16 protein-coding genes are annotated in these 15,115 nt (G+C 56.9%); 4 read left to right on the forward strand and 12 right to left on the reverse strand.

Annotated features, from left to right (window positions below; genetic code table 11):
* Positions 1–209: 209 nt before the first annotated feature.
* Positions 210–635: a VOC family protein gene (locus RHM56_RS23005; protein WP_322236366.1), complete on the reverse strand. Its 426-nt coding sequence runs from the start codon at positions 633–635 to the stop codon at positions 210–212.
* Between the two features lie 113 nt (positions 636–748).
* Between RHM56_RS23005 and RHM56_RS23010 the strand changes: the two genes are divergently transcribed.
* The 4 genes from RHM56_RS23010 to RHM56_RS23025 all read left to right on the forward strand — a co-directional run bounded on the left by RHM56_RS23010 (position 749) and on the right by RHM56_RS23025 (position 4,389).
* A complete protein-coding gene (locus RHM56_RS23010; RefSeq protein WP_322236368.1) occupies positions 749–1,606 on the forward strand; it encodes a LysR family transcriptional regulator in 858 nt (285 codons plus the stop codon).
* A gap of 157 nt (positions 1,607–1,763) precedes the next feature.
* Positions 1,764–2,549 (forward strand): putative hydro-lyase, encoded by a 786-nt coding sequence (locus RHM56_RS23015; RefSeq protein ID WP_322236370.1) that lies wholly within the window; start codon positions 1,764–1,766, stop codon positions 2,547–2,549.
* A 132-nt stretch (positions 2,550–2,681) separates the two neighbouring features.
* Positions 2,682–4,001: an MFS transporter gene (locus RHM56_RS23020; RefSeq protein WP_322236372.1), complete on the forward strand. Its 1,320-nt coding sequence runs from the start codon at positions 2,682–2,684 to the stop codon at positions 3,999–4,001.
* Between the two features lies 1 nt (position 4,002).
* Entirely contained in the window at positions 4,003–4,389 is a 387-nt protein-coding gene (locus RHM56_RS23025) for a RidA family protein (protein ID WP_322236374.1), read from the forward strand.
* Positions 4,390–4,518: 129 nt separating this feature from the next.
* Here the strand turns inward: RHM56_RS23025 and RHM56_RS23030 are convergent, their stop codons facing one another.
* The 11 genes from RHM56_RS23030 to atpE all read right to left on the reverse strand — a co-directional run bounded on the left by RHM56_RS23030 (position 4,519) and on the right by atpE (position 15,089).
* On the reverse strand, positions 4,519–4,884 hold the full coding sequence (locus RHM56_RS23030; RefSeq protein ID WP_322236375.1) for a hypothetical protein: 366 nt from the start codon (positions 4,882–4,884) through the stop codon (positions 4,519–4,521).
* 75 nt (positions 4,885–4,959) lie between these two features.
* Entirely contained in the window at positions 4,960–6,795 is a 1,836-nt protein-coding gene (gene glmS / locus RHM56_RS23035) for a glutamine--fructose-6-phosphate transaminase (isomerizing) (protein ID WP_322236377.1), read from the reverse strand.
* A 9-nt stretch (positions 6,796–6,804) separates the two neighbouring features.
* A complete protein-coding gene (locus RHM56_RS23040; RefSeq protein WP_322236379.1) occupies positions 6,805–7,572 on the reverse strand; it encodes a DeoR/GlpR family DNA-binding transcription regulator in 768 nt (255 codons plus the stop codon).
* Positions 7,573–7,914: 342 nt separating this feature from the next.
* The gene (gene glmU, locus RHM56_RS23045) at positions 7,915–9,282 is read right to left on the reverse strand and encodes a bifunctional UDP-N-acetylglucosamine diphosphorylase/glucosamine-1-phosphate N-acetyltransferase GlmU (RefSeq protein WP_322236381.1); all 1,368 of its coding nucleotides are present in this window, start codon (positions 9,280–9,282) and stop codon (positions 7,915–7,917) included.
* Between the two features lie 115 nt (positions 9,283–9,397).
* Positions 9,398–9,817: a F0F1 ATP synthase subunit epsilon gene (locus RHM56_RS23050; RefSeq protein ID WP_416194928.1), complete on the reverse strand. Its 420-nt coding sequence runs from the start codon at positions 9,815–9,817 to the stop codon at positions 9,398–9,400.
* 53 nt (positions 9,818–9,870) lie between these two features.
* Complete coding sequence (atpD, locus tag RHM56_RS23055; RefSeq protein WP_019409116.1) at positions 9,871–11,250, reverse strand: F0F1 ATP synthase subunit beta; 1,380 nt, start codon at positions 11,248–11,250, stop codon at positions 9,871–9,873.
* 27 nt (positions 11,251–11,277) lie between these two features.
* A complete protein-coding gene (atpG, locus tag RHM56_RS23060; protein WP_019409117.1) occupies positions 11,278–12,138 on the reverse strand; it encodes a F0F1 ATP synthase subunit gamma in 861 nt (286 codons plus the stop codon).
* 50 nt (positions 12,139–12,188) lie between these two features.
* The gene (atpA, locus tag RHM56_RS23065) at positions 12,189–13,733 is read right to left on the reverse strand and encodes a F0F1 ATP synthase subunit alpha (RefSeq protein ID WP_322236385.1); all 1,545 of its coding nucleotides are present in this window, start codon (positions 13,731–13,733) and stop codon (positions 12,189–12,191) included.
* Between the two features lie 21 nt (positions 13,734–13,754).
* Positions 13,755–14,291: a F0F1 ATP synthase subunit delta gene (locus RHM56_RS23070; RefSeq protein WP_322236388.1), complete on the reverse strand. Its 537-nt coding sequence runs from the start codon at positions 14,289–14,291 to the stop codon at positions 13,755–13,757.
* Between the two features lie 12 nt (positions 14,292–14,303).
* Positions 14,304–14,774, reverse strand: a complete 471-nt coding sequence (locus tag RHM56_RS23075) for a F0F1 ATP synthase subunit B (RefSeq protein WP_019409120.1) — start codon at positions 14,772–14,774, stop codon at positions 14,304–14,306.
* A 57-nt stretch (positions 14,775–14,831) separates the two neighbouring features.
* Positions 14,832–15,089, reverse strand: coding sequence for a F0F1 ATP synthase subunit C (gene atpE, locus RHM56_RS23080; RefSeq protein ID WP_002555987.1), 258 nt, complete (start codon positions 15,087–15,089; stop codon positions 14,832–14,834).
* Positions 15,090–15,115: the final 26 nt, after the last annotated feature.

Consider the following 15,115-nt stretch of genomic DNA (forward strand, 5'->3'; position numbering starts at 1 on the left):
TCACCATTCACGGACCATAAATCATTATCAGCAGCAGGTTTAGCCTGCTCTGGCGGTCGTTCGCCCAAGGCGAACACGGTTGTGATGGGCAGTTGCAAAGAGGGGTGCACACAGGGTGCAGGGCGAAATCAGGCTTTTTCTTATTAGTTATGTTGGCAAAACTATCGGGGTGCGCGGCCGCTCGGGCTGATCGCGCACCGAGGGTGCGATCACTTGGCGAAGAGCAGACTCATGTCCTTGAACGCCTTGAACTCAAGGGCGTTGCCGCACGGGTCGAACAGAAACATCGTGGCCTGTTCGCCGACCTGGCCCTTGAAACGGACATAGGGTTCGATCACAAATTGGGTTTCCCGAGCCCGCAAGCGGTCAGCCAGCGCTTCCCATTCTTCCCAGCCCAGGATGATGCCGAAGTGCGGCACTGGGACGTTGTGACCATCGACGGCGTTGGTGTGGGCGGACTCTTGCGAGGCGGTTTTAGGGTGTTCGTGGATCACCAGTTGGTGACCGTAGAAATCGAAGTCGACCCAGTGATCGCTGGAACGACCTTCGGCCAGACCGAACACGTCACCATAAAAAAAACGGGCGGCCGGCAGGTCATAAACGGGGATTGCGAGATGGAAAGGCGAGAGGCTCACGGTGAATTCCTTGGTTCGGAAAGTGGGGCGGATTTATTCTTGAGCATTTTATTTTCGATGCATAGCGGATAATCTCGGCTCTGAGCACCACTTTTTTCGATGCTGAGAAAGCCATGATCCGAGAAATCCGCACGTTCCTCGCCGTCGCCAAACGCGGTACCTTCGCCGCCGCTGGTCAAAAAGTCGGGCTGACACAGTCGGCCGTCAGCTCGCAAATAAAAAATCTAGAAGATGCTCTGGGCATGGCGTTGTTCGACCGCACCGCCCGCTCGGCCACCCTGAACGCCGCTGGCAACCGGGCCATTCCCATCGCCGAGCAGATTCTGGAACTGTTCCAATCCATGGGCAGCCCGGACAGCCTCGACGGCTATCGCGGTGAGTTGCGCATCGGTGCCATCGGCACGGTGCAAACCGGAATCCTGCCAGCCACGTTGCTAAAACTGCGCCAGGAGGCTCCGAATATTGACGCCAAGCTGGTGCCGGGCGTATCGATCAACCTGCTCAGCCAGCTGGACGCGGGCGAACTGGACGTTGCCGTGCTGATTCGCCCGCCGTTTGCCTTGCCCAAGGAGTTGCATTGCGAAGTCATTGCACGGGAGCCATTCGTGCTGATCACCCCGCTGGGCATGGAAGGCGATGACCCTCTGCACTTGCTGGAACAGCAGCCCTTCGTGCGTTATGACCGCGGCTCCTTCGGCGGGCGCCTGGTGACGCAGTTCTTGCGTGAGCACCGTATCCATAACCGCCAGGTGCTTGAACTCGATGAGCTGGATGCCATCGTCAAGATGGTGCAGAACGGTCTGGGGGTTTCGCTGGTGCCACTGGCCGGACTGTGGCTGGAACATCGCGACAATGTACGGGTGATCGAACTGCACGAACGGGTGTTCTACCGCGAGCTGGTCTTGATCGAACGCTACTCCCAGCGCCACCGTCCGCTGCAACAGTTGTTCCGCCGCTGCCTGGCCATCTGATGCGCACCGCTGGTGCGCCCGCGCCGCCAGCGCACAAACAGCGTGCAAACAGTGTTCAGATTAGGTGAACAGCCAGGACGATTATTGTTGGATAGACACCAACGGCACACTATCCAACCATGGCTCCATCACCTGTCCACACCGTTGGAGCGATGCCATGAGTGCCACCTGGAACACCCCTGCCGAGTTTCGCGAGATTGTTCGCGCCGACCGCTATACCACCCCGACCGCGGGAGTTTGCCCGGACTTTACCCAAGGCAACCTGGCGATTCTGCCCCGGGAATACGCTGACGAATTTCTGCGTTTTGCCCGCCTGAACCCCAAGTCGTGCCCTGTGATCGGCATGACCGAGCCGGGCGATACCCGCGTGCCGGAACTGGGCGGCGTGGACCTGATGGCGGACTTTCCTGCTTATTGTGTATTCCGCGATGGCGAGCAAGTGGATGAGGTGCACAACTTGCGCGACATCTGGCGGGATGATCTGGTGGGCTTTGTGATTGGTTGCTCCTACTCCTTCGAAGGCCCGCTGGTGGATGCAGGCGTGCCGATCCGGCATATCGAGCAACAGACCAACGTTCCCATGTACGTCACCAATATTGCCAACCGCCCGGCCGGGCGTTTCGGCGGCAACATGGTGGTGAGCATGCGCCCGATGACGCCAGCCCAGGCCATTCGCGCCGTGCAGGTGACCTCGCGCTTCCCCAGTGTTCACGGCGCCCCGGTGCACCTGGGTGACCCTTCGCTGATTGGTATCCGCGACGTGGACCTGCCAGACTTCGGCGACCGCTCGATCATCAAGCCCGGTGAAATCCCGGTGTTCTGGGCCTGCGGCGTTACACCGCAGCAAGCCATCCGCTCGGCGCGCCCTTCGTTCGCCATCACCCATAAACCCGGCCACATGGTCGTCACCGACATCCGCAACAGTTTCCTCGCAGCACTCTGATACCCGCCGAATTTCGGCCTATAAAAATAACAACGGGTGGGATCTCATGCGCGCTCATGTCAGCTGGCACATGATCTGCTTTTCCTTTTCGACTGCCATAGCGTTTCACCATCCGTTCGAGGGGAGCACGTTATGAACAATCCGAGCATCGTCGCGCATCAGGTCCACGCACCTGCCAACCGCAACGCCATTTACCGCAAGGTCGCGATCCGCGTCATACCGTTCTTGATGCTGTGTTATGTGGCCGCGTATCTGGACCGCATCAATATCGGTTTCGCCAAGCTGCAAATGCTCGACGACCTGGGTTTCAGCAACGCGATCTACGGCCTGGGCGCCGGACTTTTTTTTATCGGTTATCTGATTTTCGAGGTACCCAGCAACCTGTACATGATGAAGGTGGGCGCGAAAAAAACCATTTGTCGCATCATGATTCTGTGGAGCCTTATTTCCGCCAGTTTTGCCTTTGTCGAAACCCCGACTCAGTTCTATGTCATGCGCTTTCTACTGGGCGCGGCCGAGGCCGGTTTCTACCCCGGCGTCATGTTGTACCTGACCCTTTGGTTCCCGGCCTCTCATCGCGCCAAAATCATCGCGTTATTTGTCAGCGCGGTGCCGCTGTCGGGCATGATCGGCGCACCGCTGTCCGGTGCCATCCTGGAGTCCACCCACGGCATGAGCAGCATGGCCGGCTGGCAGTGGCTGTTTATTCTCGAAGCCATCCCTTCCCTTCTACTGGGCCTGTTGTGCCTCAAGTGCCTGGTGGACAAACCCGAGCATGCCACCTGGTTGAGCGATTCAGAGCGTGCGCTGGTCGTGGATGAGCTGGCCGCCGAACGCCAACGCACGGCGAACGACGCAGCGACCCATTCTGTGCTCGCGACATTCAAGGACAAGCGCGTGTGGGTCATGGTGCTGATCTGTTTTTGCCAGGCGGTGTGCTCGTATGGCATTTCGTTCTGGCTGCCGACACTCGTGCAACAACTGCATGTGGGAGACATGCGCAGCGTCGGTTATCTGACTGCAATCCCGTTCACCGTAGCGCTGGTGATCATGAACCTGGTGGCGCGCAGCTCCGACCACAGCCGCGAACGCCGCTGGCATTTGGCTGTGCCCTTTCTGTGTGTCGCGCTGGGCCTGGTGGCCAGTACCTTCTTCAACAGCTCGCTGGGCATCGCGCTGTTTTGCCTGTCGATTGCCGCCGCTGGCGCCTACACCACCACCGCGATGTCGTTCGCCATCCCGGGATTGTTCCTGTCGGGTGTGGGAATGGCGGCGGGGATTGCGCTGATCAATTGCCTTGGCGGCCTGGGCGGATTCCTCAGCCCCTACATCGTTGGGCTGGTCAAGGACGCCACCGGCAGTACCGACAACGGTATTTATGCAATTTCCGCCATTGCCGTGATCGGCGCACTGGTGGCCCTGACACTCCCCAAAAAATGGGTGAACCGCTGAAATGACGACAACCAACCACTTACCCCAGGGTGGCCATTACGCCACCTGGCGCCAGATCGGTGACTGGCGACTGACTGCTGGAATTGTGCCGCGCGATGCCGCTCGCAACCTGCTCGGCACGACCATCGAAGAGCAGACCGCCGCCGTGTTTGACCGGCTCAGGGCAATCCTCGCCGAGTCGGGGGCCGCCTTGCAGGATGTGGTCAAAATCCAGGTTTACCTGGCAGACCTTGAGGAAATGGGACGTTTCAATGCCGAGTACGCGAAGCAGATGGGCGACCTGAAGCCGGTGAGGACGACCCTCGGTTGCCAGCTCAACGGGGTCAAAGTGGAGATTGATGCCGTCGCGTATACAGGCTCGGAACCGGTGAGAGGACCGCTGGCCTGAGCGTGTATGACGCCGCTGAAATTTATTTTTTCGATCAGCGCTTCCCGCTCATGCAAGGCGCCGTGGGCAAATTCGCTCACGGCTCCTGATCATGCACAACGTTAAGGTTGGAAACCCTGACAGCACGCGTCAATGGGCCAACTCAACATAACTCGACTCCCCGCCTCCGGTCGCGCCAGACAGCCAGCCCCAGACGAACGCCAGCGTGGTACGCCCTGCGTGATCCACGTCTACCGTGCCACGGGACCAGCCCGCGAGCAGTTCACCCTCAGTGGTGATGCACTGATAAAGAAGCTCGATGGTGTCGGGCCCTGTCGCGCGTCCGACCATATGCCCCTGGTGAATATGACCACCTTGGTAAGTGCCTGAAATCGCATGACCCTCAACATGGTAGTGAAACACGGTGCTGGCATCGGATAGCCCGTGAGCGTTTTGCGCGACCACAAAGCGCCGATTGTTCATGCGCTCGCGGATTTGAGAAAAGGTACTGTCCATCAATGATTGACCTCCCGATAGCATTCGACCCGCAGCGCGGGTCGAATGGGGTACTGCATTGAGTCGCGACAGAAATTATTCCACGGTGACCGATTTAGCCAGGTTACGCGGCTGGTCCACGTCGGTGCCTTTAAGCACAGCCACGTAGTACGACAGCAGTTGCAGCGGGATGGTGTAGAGGATCGGCGCCAGCACATCGTGGATGTGCGGCATGTTGATCACGTGGGTGCCTTCGCCATTGCTCATGCCGGCTTGCTCGTCAGCAAACACGATCAACTCACCGCCACGGGCGCGAACTTCTTGCAGGTTGGATTTCAGTTTTTCCAACAGTTCATTGTTCGGCGCAACAGTCACTACCGGCATGTCGTTATCCACAAGCGCCAGCGGGCCGTGTTTCAGCTCACCGGCGGGGTACGCTTCGGCGTGGATGTACGAAATTTCTTTGAGCTTGAGCGCACCTTCCATCGCCACCGGGAACTGAGCACCACGGCCCAGGAACAAAGTGTGGTGTTTGTCGGCAAACAGCTCGGCGACTTTTTCTACAGTGGCGTCCATCGCCAGCGCTTCACCCAGACGTGCTGGCAGACGACGCAGTTCTTCAACCAGTTGCGCTTCAACACCGGCTTCCAGCGTGCCGCGAACCTGGCCCAAGGACAGGGTCAGCAACAACAAGCCCACCAATTGAGTGGTAAAGGCTTTGGTCGATGCCACGCCAATTTCACGACCGGCCTGGGTCAGCAGGGTCAGGTCAGACTCACGCACCAGGGAACTGATACCGACGTTACAAATCGCCAGGCTGGCGAGGAAACCCAGCTCTTTGGCGTTACGCAGAGCAGCCAAGGTGTCAGCTGTTTCGCCCGACTGTGAAATCGACACGAACAAGGTGTCTGGCTGGACTACTACTTTTCGATAGCGGAACTCGCTGGCCACTTCGACCTGGCATGGAATACCGGCCAGCGCTTCAAGCCAGTAACGGGCAACCATCCCGGCGTGATAGCTGGTACCGCAGGCGACGATCTGAACATTGCGCACGTTGGCGAACAGTTCAGCCGCCTGTGGACCAAACGCCTGAACCAGAACGTGGTCCTGCCCCAAACGGTTTTCCAGGGTGCGCTGCACCACGCTTGGTTGCTCGTGAATTTCTTTGAGCATGTAGTGACGGAACTCGCCTTTGTCGGCCGCTTCGGCACCATCGCGGTATTGCACGGCTTCACGCTGAACGCTTTGGCCGTTTACGTCCCAGATTTGCACGCTGTCACGGCGGATTTCAGCGATGTCGCCTTCTTCCAGGTACATGAAGCGGTCAGTCACTTGGCGCAATGCCAATTGATCGGACGCCAGGAAGTTTTCGCCCAGGCCCAAACCAATCACCAGCGGGCTGCCACTGCGAGCGGCGATCAGGCGATCCGGTTGCTTGGCATTGATAACAGCCAGACCGTAAGCACCGTGGAGTTCTTTAACCGTGGCCTTCAAGGCTTCGGTGAGGTCGCTTTGCTCTTTGAGTTTGTGGTGCAGCAGATGGGCGATGACTTCGGTGTCGGTGTCCGAGGCAAACACATAACCCAGGCCTTTGAGCTGTTCGCGCAAGGCTTCGTGGTTTTCGATGATGCCGTTGTGCACAACAGCCAGATCAGAACCCGAAAAATGCGGGTGAGCATTACGCTCGCACGGCGCGCCGTGGGTCGCCCAACGGGTATGCGCAATGCCCAGGCGCCCCACCAATGGTTCACCGGCCAGTGCTTGTTCCAGCTCAGCGACTTTGCCGTTGCGACGTACGCGCTCCAGTGTGCCGTTATTGGTAAATACAGCCACACCGGCGCTGTCATAGCCGCGGTATTCAAGACGTTTCAGGCCTTCGAGCAGAATGGCCGTGATATTGCGTTCAGCGACTGCGCCAACGATGCCACACATAAAATTCTCCTAACCAAGGGCGGCGCATAACAGTGTTATGCCCCGGGCCTGAATCTGTTCGCGTGCCTCAAGCGGCAAGCGATCATCTGTAATAAGGGTATGGACGCTGCTCCAGGGCAGTTCCAGGTTGGGTATTTTGCGTCCGATCTTGTCGGACTCGACCATCACAATCACTTCACGCGCGACTTCGGCCATGACCCGGCTCAGACCCAACAACTCATTAAACGTTGTTGTGCCCCGCTGCAGGTCGATCCCATCAGCGCCGATAAACAATTGATCGAAGTCGTAAGAGCGCAGCACCTGTTCGGCAACCTGTCCCTGAAAGGACTCGGAATGAGGGTCCCACGTGCCGCCGGTCATCAACAGCACAGGCTCATGCTCAAGTTCACTGAGCGCGTTGGCGACGTGCAAGGAGTTGGTCATCACTACGAGGCCCGGTTGCAGGCCCAGTTGTGGAATCATCGAAGCGGTGGTGCTGCCGCTGTCGATAATGATGCGCGCATGTTCTTTAATCAGACCGACTGCCGCACGGGCAATGGCTTGTTTATAGAGAGAAACCGGCTGAGGTACATCGCTGACCAGTTCTTGCGGCATGGTGATGGCGCCGCCGTAACGACGCAGTAACAAGCCATTACTTTCGAGTGCCGCCAGATCCTTGCGAATCGTAACCTCAGAGGTTTCGAAGCGCTTGGCCAATTCATCCACGCTGACTTCACCCAGCTCTGCGAGCAAGGCCAGGATGTTGTGTCTGCGCTGGGGCGTGTTCCGTTTAGACATAACGACTCTAAGTTTCGTTTCGAAAGATAACGAAAGCAATGAAACCCTATCTCGAAATAGTCGTCAAGAAATTGTTGCGGATTATTTTTGTGAATAACTCACTTTGGTCCCCGTCTGCCGGGGCTTTGCTCGGTTGTTTTTGACCGATAACAGAGGGGATTATCCACAGGGAGGGGATAAGGACGTTCGTAACATATTGATTTAAAACAGTTATAGGATGACTGCAATTCGTAACAAAACACGATACGCGCTTGTGGATAACTTGTTGCTCGCGATCTTTTAAGATCAAAAGATCGCGAGGCAATCGAGCGTCGACCGGCTGCTCCTACAGAGGGGGCGATATTACGGCTTCGGCAGCTTAACTGGGCGTTTCCAGCCATCGATGTTGCGTTGGCGCGCCCGGCCCACGGCCAGTTGCTCCGGTGCCACGTTTTGGTTGATGGTCGAACCGGCGGCGGTGGTCGCTCCATTGGAGATATCCACAGGCGCGACCAACGAGTTGTTGGAACCGATGAACACGTCTGCGCCCAACACGGTCTTCCACTTGTTGGCGCCATCGTAGTTGCAGGTGATGGTGCCCGCTCCGATGTTGGTGCGCGGCCCTACTTCGGCATCACCCAAATACGTCAGGTGTCCACACTTGGCATCTTCGCCGAGGTGGGCATTTTTCAACTCGACGAAGTTACCCACATGGGCACGTGCATCGAGCACGCTGCCCGGACGCAAGCGAGCGAAAGGACCGGCATCGCTGCCCTCGCCCATGACTGCTCCGTCAAGGTGGCTGTTGGCTTTGACCACAACGCCTTTGCGCAAGGTGCTGTCTTTGATCACACAGTTAGGGCCAATCACCACGTCGTCTTCGATCACCACGCGACCTTCAAGAATCACGTTGATGTCGATCAGCACATCGCGACCGACGGTCACTTCGCCACGTACATCGAAACGCGCCGGATCGCGCAAGGTCACGCCCAAGGCCATCAATCGACGACCTTCGCGAAGTTGGTAATGACGCTCCAGTTCGCTGAGCTGTTTACGGTCATTGGCGCCCTGCACTTCCATTGGGTCATGGGCGTGTTCGGTGGCCACGACCAAACCATCGTCAACCGCCATCGCGATCACGTCGGTCAGGTAGTACTCGCCTTGGGCGTTGTTGTTCGACAGGCGACTCATCCAGTCAGCCAGACGCGCAGCCGGCAAGGCCAGAATTCCGGTGTTGCCTTCGGTGATGGCACGTTGCTCATCGGTTGCATCTTTATGCTCGACGATGGCGCTGACTTTACCGGCAGCATCACGCACGATCCGGCCATAACCCGTCGGGTCTGCCAGGTTAACGGTCAGCAAGCCCAATTGCTCGGGAGCCACCTGTTTGAGCAAGCGCTGCAACGTATCCACTTCAATCAGCGGCACATCGCCATACAGGATCAATACGTTCTCTGCCGACAGAAACGGCAAGGCCTGGGCTACCGCGTGACCGGTTCCGAGTTGCTTGTCTTGAAGCACAAAGTTCAGGTCATCAGCGGCCAGACGTTCGCGGACCTGTTCGGCACCGTGGCCGATGACCACGTGAATACCGGTCGGCTTAAGCTGGCGGGCGCTGTGGATAACATGCCCGAGCATGGAGTTGCCAGCCACGGGGTGCAGAACCTTGGGCAGGGCCGAACGCATGCGAGTGCCCTGACCTGCGGCGAGAATAACGATATCGAGAGACATGACTGGCTACCAATCCTGGGTGGTCAGCGGCTGTGACCAAAAAGTAAATCGCGGAAAAAGAAAAAGGGTAGCCGAGGCTACCCTTTTTAATCAATCGCACAATGAAGCAGGACGCTTAACCGCCGAACTTCTTGCGGATTTGCTGGACGGTGCGCAGCTGAGCTGCGGCCTCGGCCAGACGTGCAGCAGCAGATCCGTAATCGAAATCTGCGCCTTTTTCGCTCAGGGCCTTCTCGGCAGCTTTAACAGCTGCTTGAGCGGAGGCTTCATCCAGGTCGTCAGCACGTTGCACGGTGTCGGCAAGTACCTTGACCATGTTCGGCTGAACCTCGAGGAAACCACCGGAGATGTAAAACACCTCGGCTTCGCCACCCTGTTTGATCAGGCGGATCGGACCTGGGTTCAGACTGGTGATCAGCGGAGCGTGGCCCAGAGCGATACCAAGATCACCCAGTGCACCGTGCGCAATCACCATCTCAACCAGACCGGAAAAGATTTCTCCTTCCGCGCTGACGATATCGCAATGGACTGTCATATTAGCCATCTGATTGCCTCAACCTGATTAGCGCCCGTTTCCGGGCGCCCGAATTACAGTTTCTTGGCTTTCTCGATCGCTTCTTCGATGCCGCCGACCATGTAGAACGCTTGTTCTGGCAGGTGGTCGTAGTCACCGTTGAGGATGCCTTTGAAGCCAGCAATGGTGTCTTTCAGGGAAACGTATTTACCCGAAGCGCCAGTGAAGACTTCAGCCACGAAGAACGGCTGAGACAAGAAACGCTGGATCTTACGAGCGCGGGATACCAACTGCTTGTCGGTTTCCGACAGCTCGTCCATACCCAGGATCGCAATGATGTCCTTCAGTTCTTTGTAACGCTGCAACACGTACTGAACGCCACGAGCGGTGTCGTAGTGTTCCTGGCCGATTACGTTCGGGTCCAGCTGGCGCGAAGTCGAATCCAGTGGATCTACTGCTGGGTAGATACCCAGGGAAGCGATGTCACGGGACAGAACGACAGTAGCGTCCAAGTGGGCAAACGTGGTCGCAGGCGACGGGTCAGTCAAGTCATCCGCAGGTACGTATACCGCTTGGATCGACGTGATCGAACCGTTTTTGGTCGAAGTGATGCGCTCTTGCAGAGTACCCATCTCTTCAGCCAGAGTCGGCTGATAACCTACTGCCGAAGGCATACGGCCCAGCAGTGCAGATACTTCAGTACCGGCCAAGGTGTAACGGTAGATGTTGTCAACGAACAACAGTACGTCGTTACCTTCGTCACGGAACTTCTCGGCCATGGTCAGGCCAGTCAGTGCTACGCGCAGACGGTTACCCGGCGGCTCGTTCATCTGACCGTAAACCAGTGCCACTTTGTCCAGTACGCTGGAATCCTTCATCTCGTGGTAGAAGTCGTTACCCTCACGAGTACGCTCACCCACACCAGCGAACACGGAATAACCGCTGTGTTCCATGGCGATGTTACGGATCAGTTCCATCATGTTTACGGTTTTGCCTACACCGGCACCACCGAACAGACCAACCTTACCGCCTTTTGCAAACGGGCAGATCAGGTCGATAACCTTGATGCCAGTTTCCAGAAGGTCGTTGCCGCCTGCTTGCTCAGCGAAGGACGGTGCTGGGCGGTGAATGCCCCAACGCTCTTCGGTGTCAATCGGGCCAGCTTCGTCGATCGGGTTGCCCAGAACGTCCATGATCCGGCCCAGAGTCGCTTTACCGACTGGTACGGAGATGGCTGCGCCAGAGTCGGTGACTTCCAGACCGCGCTTCAAGCCCTCGGTGGAACCCATCGCAATGGTACGAACCACGCCGTCGCCCAGCTGCTGCTGAACTTCCAGAGTGGTTCCGGCCGCGCTTTGTACTTTCAGCGCGTTGTAGATGCTCGGTACGCTGTCGCGTGGAAATTCCACGTCGATAACGGCGCCGATGATTTGAACGATACGTCCGCTACTCATAGCTGGATCCTCTGAATATTTGAACCGTTAAACCGCGGCAGCGCCGCCGACGATTTCCGAGATCTCTTGGGTGATCGCAGCCTGACGCGCCTTGTTGTAGATCAGCTGCAAATCGCTGATCAAATCACCGGCGTTATCAGTGGCGTTCTTCATTGCGATCATCCGCGCAGCTTGTTCAGCTGCACTGTTCTCGACCACCGCCTGGTACACCTGCGACTCCACGTAACGCACCATCAAGCCGTCAAGCAGCTCTTTGGCATCTGGTTCGTAGAGGTAGTCCCAGTGGTGCTTGAGTTCTTGATCCGGGGTCGCCACCAGTGGAATCAATTGCTCCACAGTCGGCTGTTGCGTCATGGTGTTGATGAACTTGTTGGATACCACGGACAGGCGGTCAATACGGCCTTCCAGGTATGCATCCAGCATCACCTTAACGCTGCCGATCAAATCATTGATCGACGGTTCTTCACCCAGATGGCTGATGGCAGCGACGACGTTACCGCCGAAGTTACGGAAAAAAGCCGCACCTTTGCTACCCACCACGCACAGATCAATCTCGGCGCCGTTTTCGCGGTTTACCGCCATGTCCTTGACCAAAGCCTTGAACAGGTTGGTATTCAAACCACCGCACAAACCACGGTCACTGCTCACAACCACATAACCAACACGCTTAACTGGGCGGTCGATCATGAATGGGTGGCGGTATTCCGGGTTGGCGTTGGCCAAATGCCCAATAACCTGGCGGATACGCTCCGCATAAGGACGGCTAGCAGCCATGCGCATTTGTGCCTTGCGCATTTTGCTGACCGCCACTTTTTCCATGGCGCTGGTAATTTTTTGCGTGCTTTTGATGCTCGCAATCTTACTGCGAATCTCTTTTGCGCCTGCCATGTAACACCTATCAGGTTAGCAAGCGGGAGCCTTGCGGCTCCCGCTGCGGCTTACCAGGTTTGGGTGGCCTTGAACTTCTCGATACCGGCTTTGATGCCAGAATCGATGTCGTCATTGAAGTCACCTTTAACGTTGATCTTCGCCATCAATTCGGCGTGATCGCGGTTGAAGTAAGCAATCAGCGCTTGTTCAAAGCTGCCAATCTTGGTGATTTCGACGTCAGTCAGGAACCCACGCTCAGCGGCATACAGCGACAGCGCCATGTCAGCGATCGACATTGGTGCGTATTGCTTCTGCTTCATCAGCTCAGTAACGCGCTGACCATGCTCAAGTTGCTTACGGGTCGCTTCGTCCAGGTCAGAAGCGAACTGGGCGAATGCCGCCAGTTCACGGTACTGAGCCAGAGCGGTACGGATACCACCGGACAGCTTCTTGATGATCTTGGTCTGAGCGGCACCACCCACACGGGATACCGAAACACCGGCGTTCACAGCAGGACGGATCCCGGAGTTGAACATGGCCGATTCCAGGAAGATCTGACCGTCAGTGATGGAAATCACGTTGGTCGGAACGAACGCGGAAACGTCGCCAGCTTGAGTTTCGATGATCGGCAGTGCGGTCAGGGAACCGGTTTTGCCGGTCACTGCGCCGTTGGTGAACTTCTCTACGTACTCTTCGGATACACGGGATGCGCGCTCCAGAAGACGGGAGTGGAGATAGAACACGTCGCCTGGGTAAGCTTCACGGCCTGGTGGACGGCGCAGCAGCAGGGAAATCTGGCGGTAAGCCACTGCTTGCTTGGACAGATCGTCATAAACGATCAGCGCGTCTTCACCGCGGTCGCGGAAGTATTCGCCCATGGTGCAACCGGAGTACGGTGCCAGGAACTGCAGCGCTGCGGATTCGGAAGCACTGGCAGCAACGACGATGGTGTTAGCCAACGCGCCGTTTTCTTCCAGCTTGCGAACCACGTTGGCGATAGTCGATTGCTTCTGACCGATCGCTACGTATACACAGAAAATGCCGCTGTTCTTCTGGTTGATGATCGCGTCGATCGCCAGAGCGGTTTTACCGATCTGACGGTCACCGATGATCAGCTCACGCTGGCCACGGCCGACAGGGATCATGGCATCGACAGCCTTGTAGCCAGTCTGTACAGGCTGGTCTACCGACTTACGCCAGATCACGCCTGGAGCAACTTTCTCGACTGCATCAGTCTCGGTGTTGCCCAGTGGACCTTTGCCATCAACTGGGTTACCCAGTGCGTCGACAACGCGACCCAGCAGTTCCTTACCAACCGGAACTTCCAGGATGCGGCCAGTGCACTTGGCGCTCATGCCTTCAGCCAGAGTCGTGTATGCGCCCAGTACTACGGCACCTACAGAGTCTTGCTCCAGGTTGAGAGCCATGCCGAAGACGCTGCCCGGAAACTCGATCATTTCGCCGTACATTACGTCGGCCAGACCGTGAATCCGCACAATGCCGTCAGATACGCTGACGACAGTGCCTTCGTTGCGGGCTTGAGAGGTCACATCGAGCTTTTCGATGCGGCCCTTGATAATTTCACTTATTTCGGAAGGATTGAGTTGCTGCATTGCTCTGCTGCCCCTTCAAACTCAAGATTTCAATGCTTCGGCAAGGTTTGCGAGTTTCCCGCGAACCGAGCCATCGATAACCAGGTCGCCGGCGCGGATGATGACACCACCTATAAGGCTGGCATCCTCCGCAACTTGCAGGCGCACTTCCCGGTCGAGTCGTGCACTGAGAACCTTGGCGAGTTTGTCTTGCTGTTCTTGGTTCAATGCAAAAGCACTGGTCACTTCAACGTCTACCGATTTCTCTTGTTCGGCCTTGTACAGGTCAAACAGAGCGGCGATCTCCGGCAACAGCGGGAGACGGTCGTTTTCGGCTACAACATGAATGAAGTTCTGTACTTTTACATCGAACTTGTCGCCGCACACGTCAATAAACGTGGCGGCCTTTTCTGCGCTCGTCAGTCGCGGGGCCTTGAGCACGCGCTGCATAGTGTCGTCTTGCGACACTGCTGCAGCCAGGCCGAGCATGGCTGACCAAGAGGCCAGTTGCTGGTGGGCCTGGGCGTGCTCGAAGGCTGCCTTAGCGTAAGGTCGGGCCAACGTGGTCAATTCTGCCATGATCGCCCTCGCTTAAATTTCAGCAGCCAGTTTATTAACCAGCTCCGCGTGCGCGTTTTGATCGATTGTGGCACCCAGGATCTTCTCTGCGCCTTCAACAGCCAAGCCACCCAATTGGGCACGCAGGGCGTCTTTGACGCTGTTCAGTTCCTGTTCGATCTCGGCCTGAGCCTGAGCCTTCACACGGTCAGCTTCAACGCGAGCCAGTTCACGGGCCTCGTCTACGATCTGATTACCGCGTTTCTTGGCTTGCTCAATGATTTCAGCTGCTTGAGCCTTAGCTTCGCGCAGTTGCTGACCCGCTTTATCTTGGGCCAACTCCAGGTCACGAGCTGCTCGGTTAGCAGCGTCCAATCCAGCCGCAATCTTCTTCTGACGTTCTTGCAATGCCGCGATGACCGGAGGCCACACGAACTTCATGCAAAACAGTACAAAAATGAAGAACGCAACGGACTGGCCAATCAGGGTTGCATTAATGTTCACGCCAACACCTCGCTCGTTCGTTGTCCATCACTCTAATCAACTCGAAAATTCGAGTGATTAGCCAGCGAGTTGACCAACGAAGGGATTAGCGAAGGTGAAGAACAGTGCGATACCAACACCGATCATGGTTACGGCGTCGAGCAGACCGGCAACGATGAACATTTTAACTTGCAGCATTGGAACCATTTCTGGTTGACGCGCTGCGCCTTCCAGGAACTTGCCGCCCAACAGGCCGAAACCAATTGCGGTACCCAGTGCGCCCAGGCCGATCAACAGTGCAACAGCGATAGCGGTTAGACCAACTACAGTTTCCATCTTTCCTCCCGACTTTTACGTCGTAT

The sequence above is a fragment of the Pseudomonas sp. CCC3.1 genome (assembly GCF_034347405.1).
Classification (GTDB): Bacteria; Pseudomonadota; Gammaproteobacteria; order Pseudomonadales; family Pseudomonadaceae; genus Aquipseudomonas.